Source organism: Methylobacterium sp. WL7, assembly GCF_008040085.1.
GTDB classification, from domain to species: domain Bacteria; phylum Pseudomonadota; class Alphaproteobacteria; order Rhizobiales; family Beijerinckiaceae; genus Methylobacterium; species Methylobacterium mesophilicum.
Genome location: NZ_VRVG01000008.1, coordinates 72,930 through 93,032 on the forward strand (window position 1 = coordinate 72,930; position 20,103 = coordinate 93,032).

Annotated in this window: 17 protein-coding genes; 9 read left to right on the top strand and 8 right to left on the bottom strand. The window is 69.4% G+C overall.

The window, feature by feature from the left end; translation table 11 throughout:
* The first annotated feature begins 214 nt into the window (after window positions 1–214).
* Window positions 215–742: a GcrA family cell cycle regulator gene (locus FV233_RS04165; RefSeq protein ID WP_147854068.1), complete on the top strand. Its 528-nt coding sequence runs from the start codon at window positions 215–217 to the stop codon at window positions 740–742.
* A gap of 10 nt (window positions 743–752) precedes the next feature.
* On the opposite strand, the gene FV233_RS04170 is transcribed toward FV233_RS04165, so the two are convergent.
* The gene (locus FV233_RS04170; protein ID WP_246689900.1) at window positions 753–1,673 is read right to left on the bottom strand and encodes a TAXI family TRAP transporter solute-binding subunit; all 921 of its coding nucleotides are present in this window, start codon (window positions 1,671–1,673) and stop codon (window positions 753–755) included.
* Window positions 1,674–1,973: 300 nt separating this feature from the next.
* Here FV233_RS04170 and cysK point away from each other — a divergent pair, with 300 nt between their 5' ends.
* The 5 genes from cysK to FV233_RS30150 all read left to right on the top strand — a co-directional run bounded on the left by cysK (window position 1,974) and on the right by FV233_RS30150 (window position 4,769).
* Window positions 1,974–2,948: a cysteine synthase A gene (cysK, locus tag FV233_RS04175; RefSeq protein WP_147854070.1), complete on the top strand. Its 975-nt coding sequence runs from the start codon at window positions 1,974–1,976 to the stop codon at window positions 2,946–2,948.
* A 427-nt stretch (window positions 2,949–3,375) separates the two neighbouring features.
* Window positions 3,376–3,873 carry a hypothetical protein gene (locus FV233_RS04180; protein ID WP_147896681.1) on the top strand — a complete coding sequence of 166 codons (498 nt, stop codon included), beginning with the start codon at window positions 3,376–3,378 and terminating at the stop codon, window positions 3,871–3,873.
* A gap of 106 nt (window positions 3,874–3,979) precedes the next feature.
* Complete coding sequence (locus FV233_RS04185) at window positions 3,980–4,306, top strand: hypothetical protein (protein WP_147854072.1); 327 nt, start codon at window positions 3,980–3,982, stop codon at window positions 4,304–4,306.
* Window positions 4,306–4,620: a hypothetical protein gene (locus FV233_RS04190; RefSeq protein ID WP_147854073.1), complete on the top strand. Its 315-nt coding sequence runs from the start codon at window positions 4,306–4,308 to the stop codon at window positions 4,618–4,620. Before FV233_RS04185 ends, FV233_RS04190 begins: the two co-directional genes overlap by 1 nt.
* Window positions 4,617–4,769 (top strand): hypothetical protein, encoded by a 153-nt coding sequence (locus FV233_RS30150; RefSeq protein ID WP_187193374.1) that lies wholly within the window; start codon window positions 4,617–4,619, stop codon window positions 4,767–4,769. Before FV233_RS04190 ends, FV233_RS30150 begins: the two co-directional genes overlap by 4 nt.
* Window positions 4,770–4,949: 180 nt before the next feature.
* Here the strand turns inward: FV233_RS30150 and FV233_RS04195 are convergent, their stop codons facing one another.
* Both FV233_RS04195 and typA read right to left on the bottom strand, forming a co-directional pair.
* Window positions 4,950–5,171, bottom strand: a complete 222-nt coding sequence (locus FV233_RS04195; RefSeq protein ID WP_147854074.1) for a DUF2188 domain-containing protein — start codon at window positions 5,169–5,171, stop codon at window positions 4,950–4,952.
* Between the two features lie 143 nt (window positions 5,172–5,314).
* On the bottom strand, window positions 5,315–7,141 hold the full coding sequence (gene typA / locus FV233_RS04200) for a translational GTPase TypA (RefSeq protein WP_147854075.1): 1,827 nt from the start codon (window positions 7,139–7,141) through the stop codon (window positions 5,315–5,317).
* Between the two features lie 835 nt (window positions 7,142–7,976).
* Here typA and FV233_RS04205 point away from each other — a divergent pair.
* On the top strand, window positions 7,977–10,625 hold the full coding sequence (locus tag FV233_RS04205) for an ABC transporter ATP-binding protein (protein ID WP_147896682.1): 2,649 nt from the start codon (window positions 7,977–7,979) through the stop codon (window positions 10,623–10,625).
* Between the two features lie 85 nt (window positions 10,626–10,710).
* Window positions 10,711–12,147 carry a cytochrome P450 gene (locus FV233_RS04210; RefSeq protein WP_187278047.1) on the top strand — a complete coding sequence of 479 codons (1,437 nt, stop codon included), beginning with the start codon at window positions 10,711–10,713 and terminating at the stop codon, window positions 12,145–12,147.
* Here the strand turns inward: FV233_RS04210 and FV233_RS04215 are convergent.
* The 5 genes from FV233_RS04215 to minC (FV233_RS04235) all read right to left on the bottom strand — a co-directional run bounded on the left by FV233_RS04215 (window position 12,137) and on the right by minC (FV233_RS04235) (window position 16,117).
* Window positions 12,137–13,021, bottom strand: coding sequence for an alpha/beta hydrolase (locus tag FV233_RS04215; RefSeq protein WP_147854820.1), 885 nt, complete (start codon window positions 13,019–13,021; stop codon window positions 12,137–12,139). The two genes, FV233_RS04210 and FV233_RS04215, sit on opposite strands and share 11 nt — an antisense overlap.
* Window positions 13,022–13,177: 156 nt before the next feature.
* Window positions 13,178–13,516, bottom strand: coding sequence for a cell division topological specificity factor MinE (gene minE / locus FV233_RS04220; protein ID WP_147854821.1), 339 nt, complete (start codon window positions 13,514–13,516; stop codon window positions 13,178–13,180).
* Window positions 13,513–14,328 (bottom strand): septum site-determining protein MinD, encoded by an 816-nt coding sequence (gene minD / locus FV233_RS04225; RefSeq protein ID WP_147854822.1) that lies wholly within the window; start codon window positions 14,326–14,328, stop codon window positions 13,513–13,515. Before minD ends, minE begins: the two co-directional genes overlap by 4 nt.
* A gap of 30 nt (window positions 14,329–14,358) precedes the next feature.
* On the bottom strand, window positions 14,359–15,087 hold the full coding sequence (minC, locus tag FV233_RS04230; RefSeq protein ID WP_147896683.1) for a septum site-determining protein MinC: 729 nt from the start codon (window positions 15,085–15,087) through the stop codon (window positions 14,359–14,361).
* Window positions 15,088–15,463: 376 nt separating this feature from the next.
* Window positions 15,464–16,117 (bottom strand): septum site-determining protein MinC, encoded by a 654-nt coding sequence (gene minC / locus FV233_RS04235; RefSeq protein WP_246689903.1) that lies wholly within the window; start codon window positions 16,115–16,117, stop codon window positions 15,464–15,466.
* 209 nt (window positions 16,118–16,326) lie between these two features.
* Between minC (FV233_RS04235) and addA the strand changes: the two genes are divergently transcribed.
* Window positions 16,327–19,815 carry a double-strand break repair helicase AddA gene (gene addA, locus FV233_RS04240; RefSeq protein WP_147896685.1) on the top strand — a complete coding sequence of 1,163 codons (3,489 nt, stop codon included), beginning with the start codon at window positions 16,327–16,329 and terminating at the stop codon, window positions 19,813–19,815.
* The last annotated feature ends 288 nt before the right edge of the window (window positions 19,816–20,103 follow it).

Consider the following 20,103-nt stretch of genomic DNA (forward strand, 5'->3'; position numbering starts at 1 on the left):
CGGGCCGCCCTTGCAAGCGCCGCGAGCGCCGCGCTAGGGTCCGGCCGTGGCCTGACGAGACAGGGTGTCGCACGTGGTGCGGCAGCCGACGCGCACGGGTGACGCGCACGGGTGTTGTTCGCACGGCTCTTATGAGCTGCGAGGGTCTTGATCGGCCCGGAACGCATAGCGTCACCTCGGCAGAGCGCGCGGGCCGCAGGGGCGGAGGGGGACTATGGAAGCGGGCCTGAGCTGGACAGATGATCGCGTGGCGCTCCTGCGCCGGCTGTGGGAAGACGGGCAGAGCGCGAGCAAGATCGCGGCGCAGCTCGGCGGCGTCACCCGCAACGCGGTGATCGGCAAGGTGCATCGCCTCGGCCTGGGTGGTCGCGCCCGGGGTGCCGAGGAGGCTCCCGCTTCGACGCCGACCCCCAAGGCCGTCGAGATCGAGACCGCCATCGCGGTGGTCGAGACGCAGGCTCCTGAGCCGGTGGCGATCCTATCGCATCGTCCGGCACCGGTCTTCCCGACGCCCGCTCCCGCCCCCGAGCCGGTGGCGCTGGCGGTGTCGAAGCGGGTCACGATCATGGACCTGCGGGAATCGATGTGCCGCTGGCCGCTGGGCGATCCGACCACGCCGGAATTCCGGTTCTGCGGCGCCCGCTCGATCACCGGGCTGCCGTACTGCACCCACCACGCCGAGATCGCCTACCAGCCCGCAGCCGAGCGCAAGCGCGACCGCCGCGTCGCCTCGTTCCGGTAGGGACAGGGCGTCAGCGGACCGGAACGCCTGTCTCGTTGAGATAGCGCAGGGTGCCGGGGCTGAGCCGGGATGCCGGCACGACCCCGACGAGATTTCTTGGATGGGTGTCGGCACCTTGTGGATGCCGCGCGGCCATGTCGGTCCGGGCCAGGGTGCGGACGATCCGCAAGGCCGTCTCCGGTTCGAAGCCGGGCCGCGCCAGGATGAGACTCCAGGAGCCCACCGTCTCGATCGCGGCGGGCTGACCTGCGAAGCTGCAGGCCGGCACGGTCAGGCGCTTGAGGGCCGTGCCGGGTTGCGCGAGGCGCGCGATACCGGCCTCGGACGGCCCGAAGAAGCGCGCGCCGCCCGGCGCTTTCGCCATCGCCACGAAACCCGGCCATCCCAGACCGCCGCCCCAGAGCGCGTCGGCACGACCATCCTGAACCATGGGCGGCCCGTCGCCCGCTCGGTCGAGCAGGATCGGGCGGATGTCGCGCGCCGGGTCGAGACCCGAGGCTTCGAGGACGCTGCGGCCCATGACGGTCAATCCGGAATTGTGCGTGCCCAGCACCACGGTTCGCCCGCGCAGATCCACGACGGCCTGGATCGGGCTTCCCGCCGGGACGGCGAACAGCCCCGGCGTGGGATACATCGGCGCCAGGACCGTGAGGTCCCCGGGCTCGGCCAATGCGGGATAGGCGTATTCTCCCTGGACCAGCGCCAGATCGACCCGGCCGGCCCGCAGGAGGGCGACATTCTCCGCCGATCCGCCGCTGGCGCGCGTCTCGATGGTCAGCTCGGGATCCGCCGCCTTGATCGCCGCCGCGAAGGCATCCCCGAAAGCGGGGAAGCCGCCGCCGGCCGTTGCGGTGGCGAGCACGACGCGCACCGGCTCCGCGGCCCGCGCGGTTCGGGTGACGAGAAGGCCGAGAGCCGCCGTGAGAGCCACGCGGCGAGTCGCTGTGGCACAATCGCGTTCCATATGGGACCTCGATCCGAAAGCTTACCTCGATCACGTCCGGAGAAAGATATTCCACAAAACGATTGCGCGTCAGCGACGGTCTCCCATATTCGCCTGCAATCCACGGAATCTGCAAAAAGAACTTTCGTGCAGGCCACTTAGCCCAATTGCCCCGGGTTCGGCGACGCGATATCGCAGCCTCCTGTCCGCCGGTCGGCCGAGGCACCCCTTGGCCTGGACCGCACGGACCCGACATCAGTTCGACCCGTCACCTGCAGGAGTTCCGCGATGGCCGATTCCCTCAACGCGCCGGCGAAGGTCGGCCACGGCCGTGTCTACGGCTCGATCACCGAGACCATCGGCAACACCCCGCTGGTGCGCCTCAACCGCCTGCCCAAGGAGCACGGCGTCGATGCCGAGATCCTGCTGAAGCTCGAGTTCTTCAACCCGATCGCCAGCGTGAAGGACCGGATCGGCGTCAACATGATCGACGCCCTCGAGGCCTCGGGCAAGCTGCAACCCGGCGGTACGCTGGTCGAGCCGACATCCGGCAATACCGGGATCGCGCTGGCCTTCGTGGCCGCGGCCCGCGGCTACCGGCTGATCCTGGTGATGCCCGAGACGATGTCCATCGAGCGGCGCAAGATGCTGGCGTTCCTCGGCGCTGAGCTGGCGCTCACCCCGGGCGCGCAGGGCATGAAGGGCGCCATCGCCAAGGCCGAGGAACTGCTGAAGGAGATCCCTGGCTCGGTGATGCCGCAGCAATTCTCGAACCCGGCCAACCCGGAGATCCACCGGAAGACCACCGCCGAGGAGATCTGGACCGACACGGGCGGCAAGCTCGACGCGTTCGTGGCCGGCGTCGGCACCGGCGGGACCGTGACCGGCGTCGGCGAAGTCTTGAAGCCGCGCCTGCCGGGCCTGCAGGTGTTCGCCGTCGAGCCGGTGGATTCCCCGGTCATCTCCGGCGGCCAGCCCGGTCCGCACAAGATCCAGGGTATCGGCGCGGGCTTCATCCCTGGAAACCTGCACACGGACATCCTGGACGGCGTGCTCAAGGTCTCCAACGACACCGCCTTCGAGACGTCGCGGGCGCTGGCCCGCCTTGAGGGCATACCGGGTGGCATCTCCACCGGCGGCAACGTCGCGGCGGCACTGGAGCTGGCGAAGCGGCCGGAGTTCCAGGGCAAGCGGATCGTCACGATCGCCTGCTCGTTCGCCGAGCGCTACATCTCGTCGGCCCTGTTCGACGGAATCGGCTGATCCGCCATCGCTGCGGCGCGCAGCCCGCGCCGCATCTTGGGTGTCAGGCGGCATTGGCTCTTCGGAGGCGGTGCGGCCTTTCTTTTCAAGGCGTCACCCTGGCACAGCGGATGGCCGAATGGCCGTTTCGTCATGAGAGTTTGCACGACGATCTCACCGCCGCCCGGCCAATTTTCCTCAATCACCTTAAGGCAGTATTGTTTTTTTATTTACGAGAAAATGGCTTAATTAAATAGTTAATTGCGCGCGATTATAAGTCTGACGCGGATCTATACAGTCAAACTACGTCTTCGCGTCATTGGTTGCACACGTGCCGCAAGAGGGCCATCACTTGCGGCAATCTTGGAAAACCTTCGCGCATGGGTCATCTGAGTCCCGGGTTGCTGGCGCGCCGCGGGCGGCCTGACGACAAGACGGATCTGTCCGCATGCGCTGGCTTCTCGTTCTCCTCGGCTGTCTCGTTGCCCCGGCCGCACAGGCGCAGGGCTTCGTCAGTCACGACCTCACGGGCTTCGTAGACCCAATTCGCGTCGCGATCGGCAGCAATGCGGCGGTGCAGGCGACACCGCTCGACCTCAACCTGACCTGCGCCTCGTGCAAGGGGTCACCGTCCGTCGAGATACAGGTCGGACGCTCGACTGACGGGACCGAGAAGCGCGTACGATCCGGGGAGACATCCCTGGCGAAACTCGAATCGCTCTGCATCAAGCAGAACCCCGATTGCCGCCTCTCGGCCCTGCCGGTCAGTCCGGCGGTCGGGTGGATCACCGTCTATGCCTTGGCGAATGGCGGGGGGTCGACCGCGGTGATCCTGCGCGACGGCGACCTGCTGACGATCCAGGCCCGGGCGGACAATCCCGGGCATGCCGAGGATTCGGTGCTGGCGCTGACGCAGAACGTTGTCCCGAAGATCGTGGGCCCCTGAGGCATAGGTCGCACGACCAACCCGAGCCGGAACGGCCGGCCCGACGCAACCCTGGTCACCCGCCCCCGTTGTCCCGCCACAGCGTGACGCACGAGAGGCATGAGCCATGGCAGATCAGACGAAACGGCCGTCGTTGAAGGATTTCGACGCTCATGCCGACCGCAACGGCCAGGACCTCGGCCAGGACTCGCCCCTCGACGTGGGATTGGCGGCCAACACACAAGCGGACCTCAAGCGTGATCCGGCCGGCGACGCGGAGGCAGCCCGGATCGCGTCCGGAACGCCCGGATCGGATGCCACGGATGCCACCGAGGCCGAGACCCCCCCGGAGAACCTGAAGAAGCTTCAGGGCGATTTCGGCACGGGCGCGAATATGACCAAGGCCATCGACCGTGCCACCGCGGCGGTCGGCCAGGACGACGGGAAGCGCTGATGGCCCGACTCACCAGCGATTCCGGCACGGTGACCCGCAAGCCCGACGATACGGTCGGCACACCGGGTGAACACCCTGCGGGTGGCGGTCATCAAACTTCCGAACAGGCGGCGATCACCGATATGGGCGGGGGCGGCGCGCCGAAGACCGAGCCGAAGGAAGGCTGGGGCAAATCCGGCGAGGCCGGACGGGCACCGCCCGCGGTCGGTGGTTCCTCAGGCGGTCATTCGGACCAGAAAGCGTCCCGCGGCCCCGCCGCCGATGAGAAAGTCGCGAACGGCCATTATCGCGTCGAGCAGGAGAATCAATCGTGAGCGAGCGCGAAGATCCGAAGCCGAAGAAGCCGGCCAACGTTGCCCCCGACGCGGTGAAGGACCCGAACGAGAAGACAGACGGAAAGCCCGGGATGGGGCCCCAGGGCGGAGACAGCCAGAACGACGAGACCGATCCGGGCAGCAGCTGAGAGCCCGTTCACGGAGAGGTGGCGATGGGATTGGGCCTCTTCGCCACCGGCAGATTGTCGCTAGAAAGTTACGGCGTTGAAGCGTGCCGGTCTGGTGCCGAACGTTTCGGGGCTAGTGAAAGTCGTAGCGGCCGGAGCGGACATCATTCACCGATCACGCAGCAGATGCGCCCCCGATGCTTACGACACGCCAAAACTGAGCGGCTCGACGGACAGCACGACCTCATCCGGACGGCAGCCGGTCTCGGCGCAGGCGTAACGGATGGCGTCGCGTTGGGTGCGGAACAGCCCCCCTGCCCTGCCGCCGATCTCTACGGCGATCCAGCGACCGTCTCCGTCCTGACCGACCCGAAAGGGTGCGGCGGGACAAACGTGCTGACTGGCATGCGTGGCGATGGGCATCGGTGTCACAGGGTTCACGCGGCCCGGACCGGACGGGCTGCCGGGCGATCTGGCCCGGTAGTGCCGTTCGGTGGGTCAACCAGGGACTAACCTAAAGTCCCGTCGGCAACCGGAGCTGAGTGCCCGGTTGCCGCGCATTCAGCTCAAGCGGCGGTGTCTTTCGAGGACCGCTCGACGCGCTTGCGGTCGTTCGGGTCCAGCACCGTCTTGCGCAGCCGAATCGACTTCGGCGTCACCTCGACCAGCTCGTCGTCCTGGATCCAGGCGAGCGAGCGCTCCAGGGTCATGCGGATCGGCGGCGTCAGGCGCACAGCCTCGTCCTTCGAGGTGGTGCGGATGTTGGTGAGCTTCTTGCCCTTGAGCACGTTCACCTCGAGGTCGTTCTCGCGGTTGTGCTCGCCGATGATCATGCCCTGATAAACCTTCCAGCCGGGCTCGATCATCATCGGGCCGCGGTCCTCGAGGTTCCACATGGCGTAGGCCACGGCCTCGCCCTTGTCGTTGGAGATCAGCACGCCGTTGCGGCGGCCCGCGATCTCGCCCTTGAAGGGCTCGTAGGCCTTGAACAGGCGGTTCATGATCGCCGTGCCGCGGGTGTCGGTCAGCAGCTCGCCCTGGTAGCCGATCAGGCCGCGGGTCGGGGCGTGGAACACGAGGCGCAGGCGATCGCCACCCGAAGGCCGCATCTCCAGCATCTCGGCCTTCCGCTCCGACATCTTCTGGACGACGACGCCGGAATGCTCCTCGTCGACGTCGATCACGACCTCCTCGATCGGCTCGAGAAGCTCACCGTTCTCGTCCTTCTCGAAGACGACGCGGGGACGGGAGACCGCGATCTCGAAGCCCTCGCGCCGCATCGTCTCGATCAGGATGGCGAGCTGAAGCTCACCGCGGCCGGACACGTAGAACGAGTCCTTGTCGGCCGCTTCCTCGATCTTGAGCGTGACGTTGCCCTCGCCCTCCTTGAACAGGCGGTCGCGGATCATGCGGCTAGTGACCTTGTCACCCTCGGTGCCGGCGAGCGGCGAATCGTTGACGATGAACGACATGGTCACGGTCGGCGGATCGATCGGCTGGGCCTGGATCGGGGTGTCCACCTGCGGGTCGCAGAACGTGTCGGCCACCGTGCCCTTGATCAGGCCGGCGATGGAGACGATGTCGCCCGCCTCGCCGATATCGATCGGCGCGCGCTCCAGGCCCCGGAAGGCCAGGATCTTCGAGACGCGGCCGGTCTCGACCACCTTGCCGTCCCGCGACAGCACCTTGATTTGCTGGTTCGGCTTGACGGTGCCGGAGGCGATGCGGCCGGTGATGATGCGGCCGAGGAACGGGTTGGCCTCCAGCAGGGTCCCGAGCATCCGGAACGGACCCTCCTCGACGCGCGCCGGCGGCACGTGCTTGAGCACGAGTTCGAACAGCGGCTTGAGGCCCACCGACGGATCCGCCTCGGGGGCGTCGGCCATCCAGCCGTTGCGGCCGGACCCGTACAGGATCGGGAAGTCGAGCTGCTCGTCGGTGGCGTCGAGCGCCGCGAACAGGTCGAACACCTCGTTCACGACTTCGTTGATGCGCGCATCCGGACGATCGACCTTATTGATCGCCACGATCGGGCGGAGACCGATCTTGAGGGCCTTGCCGACCACGAACTTGGTCTGGGGCATCGGCCCCTCGGCGGCATCCACCAGCACGATCACGCCATCGACCATCGACAGGATGCGCTCGACTTCACCACCGAAATCGGCGTGGCCAGGGGTGTCGACGATGTTGACGCGGGTGTCCTCCCACACGACCGAGGTCGCCTTGGCCAGGATCGTGATGCCACGTTCCTTCTCCAAGTCGTTGGAGTCCATCGCCCGCTCCTCGACCCGCTGATTCTCGCGGAAGGTGCCGGATTGGGCCAGCAGCTTGTCGACGAGCGTCGTCTTGCCGTGGTCGACGTGGGCAATGATGGCGATGTTGCGCAGATTCATGGTGGCCCGAAACGGGTTGTGCCGGCTCCCTGGCGGCCGCGCGGCGCGGCCGTCCGCGCCGGGTGAGGTACGGAGTCGTGGTGGTTGCGTCGCAATATAAGCCCGCGCGCCCCGCGGCAAGGCCGCCGCACGCATGCCGGTGTATTACGGAACGCCCATACCCCAATAAACCACAGGTCGCGACAGAGAATTCACTGGCGGGAGAAACCGGAAATCGCGCGCTCGCACACGTGTATCTTCGTGGACCCCGCGCTCGGTGATTTTCGGGCGCCGTTCCACTGGCGATTGGCCGTCGTCCGCGCGGACCGGCGGGCGGTGGCGATTCGCCGCCCCTCCCCGCTCTACGGCGGGCTTGGCATACGGGCCGAAACGCGCGGAGGCGACCACGATGCACGGAAAGGTAGCAGGCGAGACAGCACTCGGTAGCGGCATGGATGCGTCGGCCGCCCGCCTCGATTAAGCGCGGCGTCGCTCACGTTGCCCGCTACCGCTGGTGCGGCCGAGATGCACCGGCCGGAGCTTGCGCGTTCACGGCGACCTGACGCGGCCGCTCCGATCCGCGGCGGCGTACGGACATGCTGTCCGCGCGGGTAGCGGTTCCGTGATCGCTGGGTGCCGCCGCGCGGCCGGCATGCCCTATATGACGCCGCGATGACGCTGCCGGCCCTCCTCAGGTCAGCGATGTCACCGTGACGCCGCGCGGCCGATCTCGCGTGTCTTCGAGCCCGATGGATGGAACCGCGTCGTTCGATGGAGTTTTCGCTCAGATCTGTGCGTGCGCGCACACCCGGCTCGCATCGATTTCGCCAGGACGGGCTTTCACCGGACGGATCCGATGCGCGAGCTTGAGCCGCGGCTCTTCCCGTATATCTGGCGCTACTCGAAGGCCGACCAGCTCAAGATCTGCGCGGTGGTCCTGGCCTCGCTGCCGTTCTACTTCGCCTCCCTCGATCTGCCCAAGCGCATCGTCAACGATGCCATCACCGGCAAGGCCTTCGCGCACGGCGAGGCGACCGCTCCCTTCCTGGAGATCACGGTCGATTGGCCGGACCTGCTGGGCGGCGGGACGACGCGGCTGTTCGAGGGCTTCCAGTTCGACCGATTCGAGCTGCTGCTGGGCCTCTCGACCCTGTTCCTGACGCTCGTCCTGATCAATGGTGCCTTCAAGTTCTGGATCAACCTGCAGAAGGGAATTCTCGGCGAGCGGATGCTGCGCCGCCTGCGCTTCCAGCTGTTCTCCCTGATGCTGCGCTTCACCCCGGAGGCGCAGCGTGAGGTGAAATCCTCAGAGACGGCGACGATCATCCGGGACGAGGTCGAGCCGATCGGCTCGTTCATTGGCGACGCGATCGTGGTGCCGGTCTTCCTCGGCACCCAGGCGGCCACCGCGCTCGCCTTCATCATGATGCAGAACATCTGGCTCGGCCTCGCAGCCGGCGGGATGGTGGCGGTGCAGATGACCGTGATCCCGCGCCTGCGGCGTCAGATCATCCTGCTCAGTCGCCAGCGCCAGATCGCCTCGCGCAACCTCGCGGGCCGGGTCGCCGAGGTGCTCGACGGCCTGCCGGCGGTGACACTCAACGACACCGGACGTTGGGAACGGGCTGAAATCGGCGGCCGGCTGTACAGCCTCTACGACCTGCGCCTGCGCATCTACCGGCGGAAATTCGCGGTCAAGTACCTGAACAACCTGCTCGCGCAGGTGACGCCGTTCCTGTTCTACGCCATCGGCGGCGTGTTCGCCCTCAAGGGCGAGCTCGATATCGGCCAGCTCGTGGCGGTGCTCGCCGCCTATCGCGATCTCCCGCCGCCCCTGAAGGAGCTGATCGACTGGGATCAGCAGCGCCTCGACGTCGAGGTGAAGTACGAGACCGTGGCGGCGCATTTCGGGCCGCAGCGCCTCCAGCCCGCGGAGCGGGACTCGCGGGCGACGCCGCCGCGCCTGGGCGGACCGCTGCGCGTGGAGGCGCTGGCGCTACGGGATCCCCAGGGGGGGCTGCCGATCGAGACGACGGACGTCGAGGCCGCTCTGCCGGGCCGGCTCGCCCTGGCGCCGCCGGGACCGATCGCGCAGGAATTCGCCCGGGTCCTGGCCGGGCTGCGCGTCCCGCCCAGCGGCACGATCCGGATCGGCGACCACGACCTGTCGACCCTGCCGCGGGCCGTCCGGTCCCGCCGCATCGCCTTCGCGGATCTCGAACCGGTCCTGTTCCCCGGGACGGTGCGCGACAACCTGCTGTACGGGCTGCGGATCCAGCCGCTGCGGACCCGTGGCATCGATCTCAGCAAGGCGCGGATCAACGAGGCGGTGAAGACCGGCAACCCGGCCGACAGCATCGACGATCCCTGGATCGACTACGCCCGGTTCGGCATCCGCGATGCCCGGGAACTCGACGAACGCCTGCTCGACCTGCTCTTCCGCCTGGATCTCGGCGACGACCTCTACCGGTTCGGCCTCGGTGCCCTCAGCACGGTGGTCCACGATACGCCCGCCGGTCAGCGCATGATCGCCGCCCGCGATCATCTGCGCGAACACTTCGCCAAGAGCGGGCTCGCGGACCTCGTGATCCCGTTCTCGCGCGGCAGCTACAACGCGCAGGCGACCGTCGCGGAGAACCTGATGTTCGGGGTGCCGCGCGACCCGACGCTGACGGATCCGCGACGGCTCGCAGGGGTGCGCCTGTTCCGCGAGGCGCTGGAGCGGGTGAAGCTGCTGGACGAACTCGACCGCATGGGCGTGGCGATCGCCCAGAACCTCAAGGACATCTTCGCCGACGTGCCGCCCGGCCACCCGCTGTTCCGGCGCTTCTCGCTGATCACCCCGGACGCCCTGCCCGATTACCTCCGCCGGCTCGCCCGCCTGCCCGCGGAGGGCCGGCTGGACGAGGCGGACAGCGTGGCGTTCATGGCTCTCGCGCTCGCCTACGTCGAGCCGCGGATGCGCTTCGGCCTGCTCGATCATCCGCTGCAGCTCCGGATCGTCGGGGCGCGGGGTGTGGTCCAGGCGTTCATGCACGGACACGACGGCTGCGACATCGAATCGTACGACCCGAATCGGATCAACCCGCGCAGCACCGTCCTCGACAACCTGCTGTTCGGCCGCATCGATACGGCGCGCATGCACGGCGAGGCGATCATCCAGCGCGAGGCCCGGGCGGTGTTCCGCGAGTTCGACCTGGAGCGCCCGGTCCAGCGGCGCGGCCTCGACAAGGAGGTCGGCAACCGCGGCCAGCTGCTCACCGAGCGCGTCCGCGTCCGGATCGGCCTGGCACGGGCGCTGCTGCGCGATCCGGAGATCCTGGTGGTCGACCGGGTGAGCGAGCAGCTGGAGCGCGGGGTCGACACGCTGCTCGACGTGACGGGGGCCGTGCTGCCCCAAGGCAGTCTCGTGGCCAGCCTGTCCAGCGAAGCCGAGGCGGCCCGCTTCCCGGCGCGATTGCAGCTTCGGCCGAACGAGTCCCGCCTGCGCAACGCCGCCGAGTGACCCAGGCCTGACGGTGCCGCAGCGCACGACCGGCGCGAGCCGGCGGTTTACAGTGCGGCGCGACTCCGGCACAGGATGGTCCGACATGCCCCCATCATCGGACGCGATCGCGACTTCGGACCGGACACATCCGAGCCTCGCCGGCCTGCCGCGCCTGGTGCCGCCGCACCCGGCCCTGGCGGAGCACGAGCTTCCGCTCCCGGCCTACCTGCGCTCCATCCGCGACAACGGCCTGGCGGGCTTCCCCCGGCGCGCGTTCGAGGAGCCGATCACCCGGCGCGGCCTGCTCGGACGGTCGAGCTACGTCCTGAACGATCCCGAGGCGATCCGGCACTTCCTGGTGGAGAACCAGGCCAACTACGCCCGCACCACCGGGACGATGCGGATCCTGCGGCCGATCCTGGGTGACGGCCTGCTGATCAGCGAAGGCTCGGCCTGGCGCCATCAGCGCCGCACCCTGGCGCCGGCGTTCACGCCCCGGGCGATCGATGGCCTCGTGCCGCACATCGCCGCCGCCGTGAACGACGGGATGGATCGCATCGTCTCGGAGGCGGCTGCGGGTCCGATCGACCTGTTCGCCGCCTTCCATCGGCTGGCGCTCGAGATCGCCGGCCGAAGCATGTTCTCGGTCGGGATGGACCGGTACGGTCCGGAGCTGCGCGACTTCATCGCCGAGTACAGCGTCAAGATCGGGCGTCCGCACCTCCTCGACATCGTGATCCCGCCCGGCTGGCCGGTGCCGCTCGATTGGGCCCGCGGACGGTTCAGACGACGCTGGATCCCGTTCCTCGACCGGATCATCGCGGCCCGCCAGGCGGCGGCGCGGGACGAGGGCCATTCCGGCGACCTGCTCGACCTGCTTGCCACCGCCCGCAACCCCGATACCGGCGCGCCGTTCAGCGCGGCCGAATTGCGGGACCAGGTCGCGACCATGATCCTGGCCGGCCACGAGACCACGGCCGGCACCCTGTTCTGGGCCGCCTACATGCTGGCGCTCGCCCCCGAGTTGCAGGAGCGGCTCGCCGCCGAGGCGCAGGCCGCCGACCTCAGCGATCCGACCGGCTGCCAGAGCGACGGGCGACTGCCATTGATCCGGGCGACGGTGGACGAGACCCTGCGCCTGTACCCCGCGGCATTCGTGATCGTCCGGCGGGCGCTCGGCCCGGACATTCTTGCGGGCCATCCGGTCAGGAAGAGTGACATCGTGATGGTGAGCCCCTGGGTGCTCCACCGGCACCGGCTGCTCTGGTCGGACCCGGAAGCGTTCGACCCCGGGCGCTTCCTGCCCGGCGCGAAGCCGCCGGCGCGGTTCTCCTACCTGCCCTTCGGGGCCGGCCCGCGCGTCTGCATCGGCGCCCAATTCGCGCTGATCGAGACGGTGCTGTCGCTGGCCCGGCTGCTGGCCCGGTTCCGGCTCGAACTGGAGGACCGGGAGCCGATCCTGCCCCACGCCGTGGTCACCACGCAGCCCCAGCGCTTCGCGAAGTTCCGGCTCGTCCCGCGGGAACCGATCAACCCTTGATTCCCGTGATGGTGGTCGAGATCGCCCGCGGATCCCGCATCGGCCAGCGCCCGCTCTCGACCTGCGCCAGGAACTCGCCCAGCAGGCGGTTGTAGGCGTCGGGCTCCTCGACGCTGAGCGCGTGGCCGGTATTGGGCAGGATCGCCAGCGCGGCCGACGGGATGACCCGTTTCAGCATCAGGCTCGGAGCCAGGCAGGGCCAGTCTTCGTCGCCGGAAACGACCAGGGTCGGCACGGTGATCTGCGCCAGCGCATCCTGCAGGTCGTACAAGGACGGTCGTCCCTTCTGCACGCCCGCCTGGGTGTTGGCCGATCCGGTCGCCGAATGCTCGGCCAGCATGCGCTTGAACTCGGCATGCCCGCGGGGATCCTTTGTCTCGAACTGGACCCGGGTCGGCCCGTAGGCATAGCGCTCGGCGAAAGCCTCCATGCCGTCCCGCCGCAGGATCGTCGCGGTTGCCTCGGCCTCGGCGCGAAACAGCTCCTGTCGGTCGGGTTCTGCGCCGTAGCCGCAGCCGCCGAGGCAGAGGGACAGGGCGCGGTGGGGATGGCGCAGCCCGAAATGCAGGGTCGCGAAGGCGCCCATCGAGATTCCGGCCACGTGGGCGCGCGCAGCGCCGATATGATCGAGGATCGCCAGGATGTCGTCGGCGGCGCGGGCCTGCGAATAAGCCGAGACGGCGTCCGGAACGTCGGACGGCGGGTAACCCCGGGCGTTGAACGCTATGGCGCGATAGCGTCGGCCGAAATGGCGAAGCTGCGCCTCGTAGCTGCGGTGGTCTCCCGCGAACTCGTGCACGAAGATCAGCGGCGTGCCGCTTCCGCTCTCCTCGTAATGGAGGCGGATCCCGTCATCCGTGGTGGCGCTCGGCACGGTCTACTCTCCCGACGCGATCGACGACCGATCGCCGCCGCCGAATCGAGATGGGGCGCAATCACGCGCGGTCGAGACCGACATGACGAAGCCGCGCCCGGCTCGGCGGACGCGGCTTGCAAACGTTCGTGCCGGCGGTGACGATCCCGGTCCGGCTCAAGCGGCCTTCTTGGCGGCGGGCTTGCGCCCACCCCTGTTGGCTGCGACCTCGGCCAGCTTGGCCGCCAGCTTCGCATCGAGCTTGGCCGAGACACCGAGCGGAAGCTCGATGTCGAGACCCAGCGTCGAGACGCCCTCACCACGCTCCAGGGTGACCTTCACCTTGTCGGCTTCCACCGAGACATGGTTGGCGATCACCGCCAGGATCTCGTCGCGGAGCTGCATCACCAGGTCGGGGCGGCCCGACTCGGCGCGCTCGTGGGCGAGGATCAGCTGCAGGCGGTCGCGGGCGACCGCGCCGGAGTTGCGCTTCTGGAAGATGCCGAGGATGCTCATGCCGCCCTCCGCATGAACAGCTTGTCCAGGAACGACTTCCGCTCGGTCGGCATGCTCATCGGCACGTCCTCGCCCTTCAGCCGGCGCGCCGCATCGGCGTAGGCCCGCGCCGGGGCACAGAGGGGGTTGTTGAGGGTGACCGGGCAGCCGAGGTTCGAGGCGCGCAGCACCTCCTGGCTCTCGGGGATGATCGCCAGCAGCGGGATCGACAGGATGTCGAGGACGTCCTCGGTCTTGAGCATGTCGCCGCGGTCGGCCCGCATTGGGTCGTAGCGGGTGAGGATGAGGTGCTTCTCCATCTCCTCGCCCTTTTCCGCCTTGGCGGTCTTGGAATCGAGCAGCCCGATGATCCGGTCGGAGTCGCGCACCGAGGAGACCTCGGGGTTGGTCACAACCACGGCCACGTCGGCGTGGTGCATGGCGAGCTGGGCGCCGCGCTCGATGCCGGCGGGCGAGTCGCACACCACCCAGTCGAACCGCTCACGCAGCTCTTCCATCACCCGGGCGACGCCGACATCGGTGAGCGCGTCCTTGTCGCGAGTCTGCGAGGCCGGCAGCAGGAACAGGGTGTCGAGCCGCTTGTCCTTGATCAGGGCCTGCGGCAGCTTGGCGTCGCCGTTGACGACGTTGATGAGGTCATAGACCACCCGGCGCTCGGCACCCATGACCAGGTCGAGGTTGCGCAGGCCGACGTCGAAATCGACGACGCACACGCTCTGCCCGCCCTGTGCCAGGGCCGCTCCGAGGGCCGCGGTCGTCGTCGTCTTGCCGACGCCGCCCTTGCCCGATGTGACGACGAGAACCTTTGCCACGCGTGGATCTCCCTGATTTCTAAGCTTGGATTAGTCTAAGCTTGCCATTCGGATGTTGCCGCCATCGAGCCAGACCTGGGCGGCCTTGCCGCGCAGGGCCGTGCCCATGTCCTCCGCCGTCCGCACGAGGCGGTCGATCCCCAGCAACTCGGGCTCGAACTTGCGGCAGTAGATTCGTGCGCGCGGGTTGCGCGCGGCACCGGCGATCGCGCGACCGCGCAGAGCGCCGTAGACGTGGATCGAACCGCCGGCGAGGATCTCGGCCCCCGAGGAGACCGACCCCATCACGGTGACGTCGCCGGTCGGGTTGATCACGCTCTGACCGGAACGGACCGAGCCCTCCACGGTGATCGAGGTGACCACCTGCGGCTCCGGCTCGGCGGGCGCCGCCGGCATCTCGACCGTGTCCGACGGACGCCCCTGTACCAGCAGCGGCGGAAATCCGGCCGCGACGGCGTCGATCCCTTCGATCCCCAGGACCGTGATGCCGCGGGCCTTGAGTTCGTTCATTAACGTTTCGAGCGCGTCCGGCTCGGGCTTGAACTGGGCGCAATCCAGGATGACGGCCCGGCCTTTCAGCAGGGTCGGCGAGCGCTTCAGCGCCGCGTCGAGGCCCGCGAGCCACTCGGGAAGCGGCGGCTCGGGGGTGAGGGCGAGGCCCTTGAACGCCCGCCCGCGAAGGCTGAGCGGCCGGGGCGCAGGAGCCGCCGCGGGGGCGGTCTGCGGGTCGTCGATCGGCTCGGGGAGGGTTTCGCTCATGTCGGCCCGTTAAGAGTCCTTACCGGACCATTGACGGCTGGCATGGTTACCGAAGGGTTAAGTTTTGGATCCGGTCGGCAAATTCTGCCGGGATCCTGGTATCGGCGGATCTGTGCGGTCCTTGGACCCCGTCATCGGGGACACTCCGCACCTCAGCGTTTGCGTCCCGGCCGTCGACACGCAAGCGCCTGACGGGTCCGGCCGATTCTTCTTAAACAACGACAAAAAAAAGGTTTTTCTCGCGGCGCTGTTTCAGGCCTCGCGTTTGCGATCGAACCGTCAAATCTTCGAATAGTCCGGCGTCAGACCATCCGGCAGGGAAATGGATTCCAACCGTTCGTCGGGCGGGCGCCCGGGAAGATGGTAAGCCGCTTCCTTACCCGCGCTCGAACAGACTGAGCTTGATCGCGTCCTCAACGAGCCGCACCTCCACGGCCTGCCCCTGGAAGGTCGGATCGAGGTCGTCGGCGGCGCGGTAGAGGCCGTCGATCGCCACCAGTTCCGGCTCGAATCGACGGCACCAGATCCGAGCGCCGGGATTGCCGGCGGCGCCCGCGACCGCGCGGCCGCGCAGGGCGCCGTAGACGTGGATCGACCCGCCCGCGATCACCTCGGCCCCCGAGGCCACGGCGCCGAGCACAGTCACGTCGCCTTCGAGATGCAGCACGGTCTGGCCAGAGCGCACCGGCGCATCCAGGATCAGCGACCGAGCGATCTCCTTGGCGGCCGGCTCGGCGGGTGCATCCTCGCCCGGGGTGGCGACCTCGCCGGCGGGGCGGCCACCCGACAGGGCCGGCGGCAGTTCGGGGGTGAGGATCGCGGGCGGCGCGCCTTCGATGCCCAGGATCGCGATCCGGCGGGCGGCGAGTTCGGCGAGCAGGCCGTCGAGGTCCTCCCGGGTGAGCCGCAGGCCGGCGAGGTCGAGGATCACCGGCCGGCCGGCGAAGAAGTTGGGCGCGCGGCGGTTCAGGGCGTCGAGGTCGCCGAGCCACTCGGCCACGGGCGGCACGGGGGCGAGAACGGTGGCCATGAAGGAGCGGCCGCGGAAGCGGATCGGCGGGCGCGCCGGCTCGGATGTCGGCTGGGTCACGGGCGTTTTCGGTGTCGCGTGGCGGGTGCCTGCATCCATGCGGTGCGACCGCGCTGGGGGCAATCCCGCAACGCCTCGTGTGACGCCTTGCTCGGCCCGCAGGGGCGTTTCTGTTGTAGAGAGGTCCGACAGCCGATCCGGACGAGACCTTGAGCAGCGTACCCGCGCCCCGACCCTTCGTCGTCGACGACCTGACCCAGGCCAACCAGCGCCGGGCGGCCGATCCCCGCGCCTCGGCCTGGGTATCGGCCAATGCCGGTGCGGGCAAGACCAAGGTCCTCACCGACCGCGTCGTGCGCCTGCTCCTCGACGGGGCGCCCCCGGGCCGGATCCTGTGCCTGACGTTCACCAAGGCGGCGGCTGCCAACATGGCGATCCGGGTGTTCCGCCTGCTCGGCCGCTGGGTGACGTTGGACGACGCCGCGCTTGCGGCGGAGCTCACGGCGCTGACCGGCGAGCGGGCCGACGCGGAGCGGCTGCGCATGGCGCGGCGGCTGTTCGCCCGGGCGGTGGAGACGCCGGGGGGCCTCAAGATCGAGACTCTGCACGCCCTGTGCGAGCGGCTGCTCCACATGTTCCCGTTCGAGGCGAACGTGCCGGCCCGGTTCGTGGTGCTCGACGAGACCAAAGCGAGAGAGATCTTCGACATCGAGATGGCCAACGTACTGGCCGACGCGGTGTCGAACGGCGACACGCCGCTCAGTGCGGCGCTGGCGCGGGTCACCCCGGAGGCGACGGGCGACACCCTGCGGGCGGCGATCCGCTCCGCGTTGCGAGCGCGAAGTCTGATCGGCGACCGCGCCCGAATGGAGCGTTCCTTCGAAGAATTGCACGGGGCCCTCGGGCTAGCCGACGAAGAGAACGCGGAGGCTGTCGAGGCCGCGATCCTGGACGGCGGCCCAGGCTGCAGACCCGAGGACCGGGCAGCGCTGATCGACGGATTGCGCACCGGCAAGGCCAACGACGAGAAGCTGGCCGACGCCCTGGCGGCGGCCGAGGCCGAGCGGGCGCGATCGGAGGATCTGCCGGACCGGTCCGAAGCGCTCGATCTCTACCGTGGGGTGTTCTTCACCCAGAAGGACGAGCCCAAGGCCGATACCAGCCTCGGCACCAAGGGTGTCCCGGCGGACGTGAAGGCGTGCCTGATCGCCGAGCGCAATCGGCTGGAACCGCTGTTCGATCGCTTGCGCGCCGCACGGGCGCATGCCCGCACCCAGGCCCTGTTCCAGCTCGCCGCCGAGATCCACCGCCGGGTCGAGGCGCAGAAGGCCCGGCTCGGCGCGCTCGATTTCGACGACCTGATCCACAAGGCCCTGGACCTGCTGGCCCGGGTCGGGGCCGGGTGGGTACTTTACAAGCTCGACCGCGGCATCGACCACGTGCTGGTCGACGAGGCGCAGGATACCAACCCGGAGCAGTGGGAGATCCTGCGGGCGATCACCCAGGAATTCGCCGCCGGCGAGGGTGCCCGGGCCGGGACCCGGACCCGGTTCGCGGTAGGCGACCCGAAGCAATCGATCTACGGCTTCCAGGGCGCCGAGCCGCGGGAATTCGCGCTCACCCGGGCGGCCTGGATCCAGGAATCGCGAGCCGCCGGCCTGACCTTCGAGGACGTGCCGCTGACCCTGTCGTTCCGCTCGACCGGGATGGTGCTTCAGGCGGTCGACGCGGTGTTCGCCCTCGACGCGCACAACGAGGGCCTGTCGTTCGAGGACGTCGCCCGCCGGACCGTCCACGCCAGCGCCCGGCCCGGCGCCCCCGGGGCGGTCGAGTTGTGGCCGATCGCCGAGCCCGAGCCTGCCCCGGAGCCGGATGCCTGGACGGCGCCCGTGGACGCCCCCGAGACCAGCGCCCCGGCGATCGTCACCGCGCGGCGTGTGGCGCAGGCGGTGCGGACCTGGACGATCCAGGGCGACGCCACCGGCCGGGTCTGGCGCCCCGGCGACGTGCTGATCCTGGTCCGCAAGCGCGGGCCGGCCTTCGAGGAGGTGATCCGCGCCCTCAAGGGCCTCGGCGTCCCGGTCGCCGGCCAGGACCGGCTGGAGGTCTCGGCCCATATCGCGGTGGCCGACCTCGTGGCCGCCGGGCGCGCCGGCCTGCTGCCGGCCGACGACCTGACGCTCGCCACCGCGCTCAAGACGCCGCTGGTCGGCTTCACCGACGAGGATCTGGTCCGGCTCGCCGCGCGCCGGGACCTGTCCGAGACCCTGGAGGATTCCCTGCACCGGCACGCAGCGGCCGGCGATGCCGCGGCGATCCGCGGGCTCGCTGCGCTGTCGGACTGGATCGCCCTGGCGGGTCTTCACGGCCCGTTCGGCTTCTACGCGCGGCTGCTCGGGCCGCAGGGCGGGCGGGCCAAGCTGGTCGCCCGGCTCGGGGGCGAGGCCGGCGACGCCATCGACGTCTTCCTCGCCGCCGCCGCCCAGGCCGAGACAGGCGAGGACGCACCCTCGCTCGGCGGCTTCCTGGCCCGCTACGTCGGCACCGAGGCCGGCCACACGGTCAAGCGCGACATGGAATCGGGCCGCGACGAGGTCCGGGTGATGACGGTGCACGGGGCCAAGGGCCTGGAGGCGCCGGTCGTCGTCGTGATCGACGGCTGCGAGCCGCTCGGGCGCAACGACCCGCCGCTGCTGCCGCTGCCGGTCGGTCGCGCGATGCTGCCGCCGGTCTGGTCCAGCGGGAAGACGCAGGATTGCGCCGCCACCGGCGAGGCCCGCGCGGCACTGCTCGCCCGGGCGCGCCAGGAGCACAACCGCCTTCTCTACGTGGCCATGACCCGGGCCGCCGACCGGCTGATCGTGGCGCCGTTCCGGGGCCACGAGCGCGAGAGCGAGGCCGCGTGGTGCCGGATGGTCCGGGCCGGCCTGGAAGCCGCCCTCGGCGCCGGGCAGACCCTGGAGCTGCCCTACGGACCCGCGACGCTGTGGCAGGACGGCGCGGAGACGCAGCACCGTCCGCCGGACGTGCCGTCGCCGATCGCGGCGACGAAGCCGGAGCCGGATTGGCTGCGCAGCCCCGTGCCGGCGGAACCCCAGATCCCGGTTCTCAACCCGTCCGGCGCCCTGCAGGCGGCCGACGGTGCCCGGGTGCCCCCGCCCCGCCTCGCGGACGCCCAGGCGCGGCGCCGGGGCATCCTGATCCATTCCCTGCTGCAGCACCTGCCCCGGGTCGAGACCGGGCGCCGGGAAGCGGCCGGCCTCGCTTTCGTGCGGGCCCGCGCCCCCGGCCTGCCGCGGCCGGCAACCTCCGGAATCGTCCGCTCGGTGCTGCGGATCATCGACGATCCGGACCTCGCCCCGCTCTTCGCACCCGACGCCCGGGCCGAGGTGAACCTGTCCGGCCGGGTGCGAGCCGGCGGTGGCGAACGGGTGGTGCAGGGCCGCGTCGACCGCCTCTCCGTCGCGACCGACACGATCCGGATCGCCGACTTCAAGACCGGCCGCCCGCCGCCCGAGGACGCGCCGCTACCGCCTGCGGAAGCCGGACAGATCGCGCTCTACGCGCGCCTGCTCGGCGAGATCTATCCGGAGCGGACGATTCGGCCGATGCTGATCTGGACCTCGGGTCCGGTGATCCGGACGCTGAGTGCGGACGATATCCGAGCGGCCCTCGACCGGGCGGGGATCGAGGGCTGACGGGCGCTTTTCCGAGTGAGCGAGCGCACCTGAGAACGACGAGTTTCCAGGCTCGCTACAGCGCGTGATCGACGTGTCTGTGGATAGCTTCTGGCCGAATCATGCGCGCTTCACGCCGTCATTGCGAGCACGGCGAAGCGACCCGGTGATGCACCAGCTTAAGATCGCGCAGCGCCCCGGGGTTGCTTCGCTACGGTCGCCATGACGGTGGGGCGGGGGTGTCGAGGAAGAAAGCTGTAACGCGGCGGCATCCGCTGGAAGGGTCTTCTCTCGCACCCTTCCCCGCCC

Coding starts and splice junctions, on each gene's coding strand:
- FV233_RS04165 (WP_147854068.1), top strand. CDS start 215: ATGGAAGCGGGCCTGAGCTGGACAGATGATCGCGTGGCGCTCCTGCGC.
- cysK (WP_147854070.1), top strand. CDS start 1,974: ATGGCCGATTCCCTCAACGCGCCGGCGAAGGTCGGCCACGGCCGTGTC.
- FV233_RS04180 (WP_147896681.1), top strand. CDS start 3,376: ATGCGCTGGCTTCTCGTTCTCCTCGGCTGTCTCGTTGCCCCGGCCGCA.
- FV233_RS04185 (WP_147854072.1), top strand. CDS start 3,980: ATGGCAGATCAGACGAAACGGCCGTCGTTGAAGGATTTCGACGCTCAT.
- FV233_RS04190 (WP_147854073.1), top strand. CDS start 4,306: ATGGCCCGACTCACCAGCGATTCCGGCACGGTGACCCGCAAGCCCGAC.
- FV233_RS04195 (WP_147854074.1), bottom strand. CDS start 5,171: ATGCCCATCGCCACGCATGCCAGTCAGCACGTTTGTCCCGCCGCACCC.
- typA (WP_147854075.1), bottom strand. CDS start 7,141: ATGAATCTGCGCAACATCGCCATCATTGCCCACGTCGACCACGGCAAG.
- FV233_RS04205 (WP_147896682.1), top strand. CDS start 7,977: ATGCGCGAGCTTGAGCCGCGGCTCTTCCCGTATATCTGGCGCTACTCG.
- FV233_RS04210 (WP_187278047.1), top strand. CDS start 10,711: ATGCCCCCATCATCGGACGCGATCGCGACTTCGGACCGGACACATCCG.
- minE (WP_147854821.1), bottom strand. CDS start 13,516: ATGAGCATCCTCGGCATCTTCCAGAAGCGCAACTCCGGCGCGGTCGCC.
- minC (WP_147896683.1), bottom strand. CDS start 15,087: ATGAGCGAAACCCTCCCCGAGCCGATCGACGACCCGCAGACCGCCCCC.
- minC (WP_246689903.1), bottom strand. CDS start 16,117: ATGGCCACCGTTCTCGCCCCCGTGCCGCCCGTGGCCGAGTGGCTCGGC.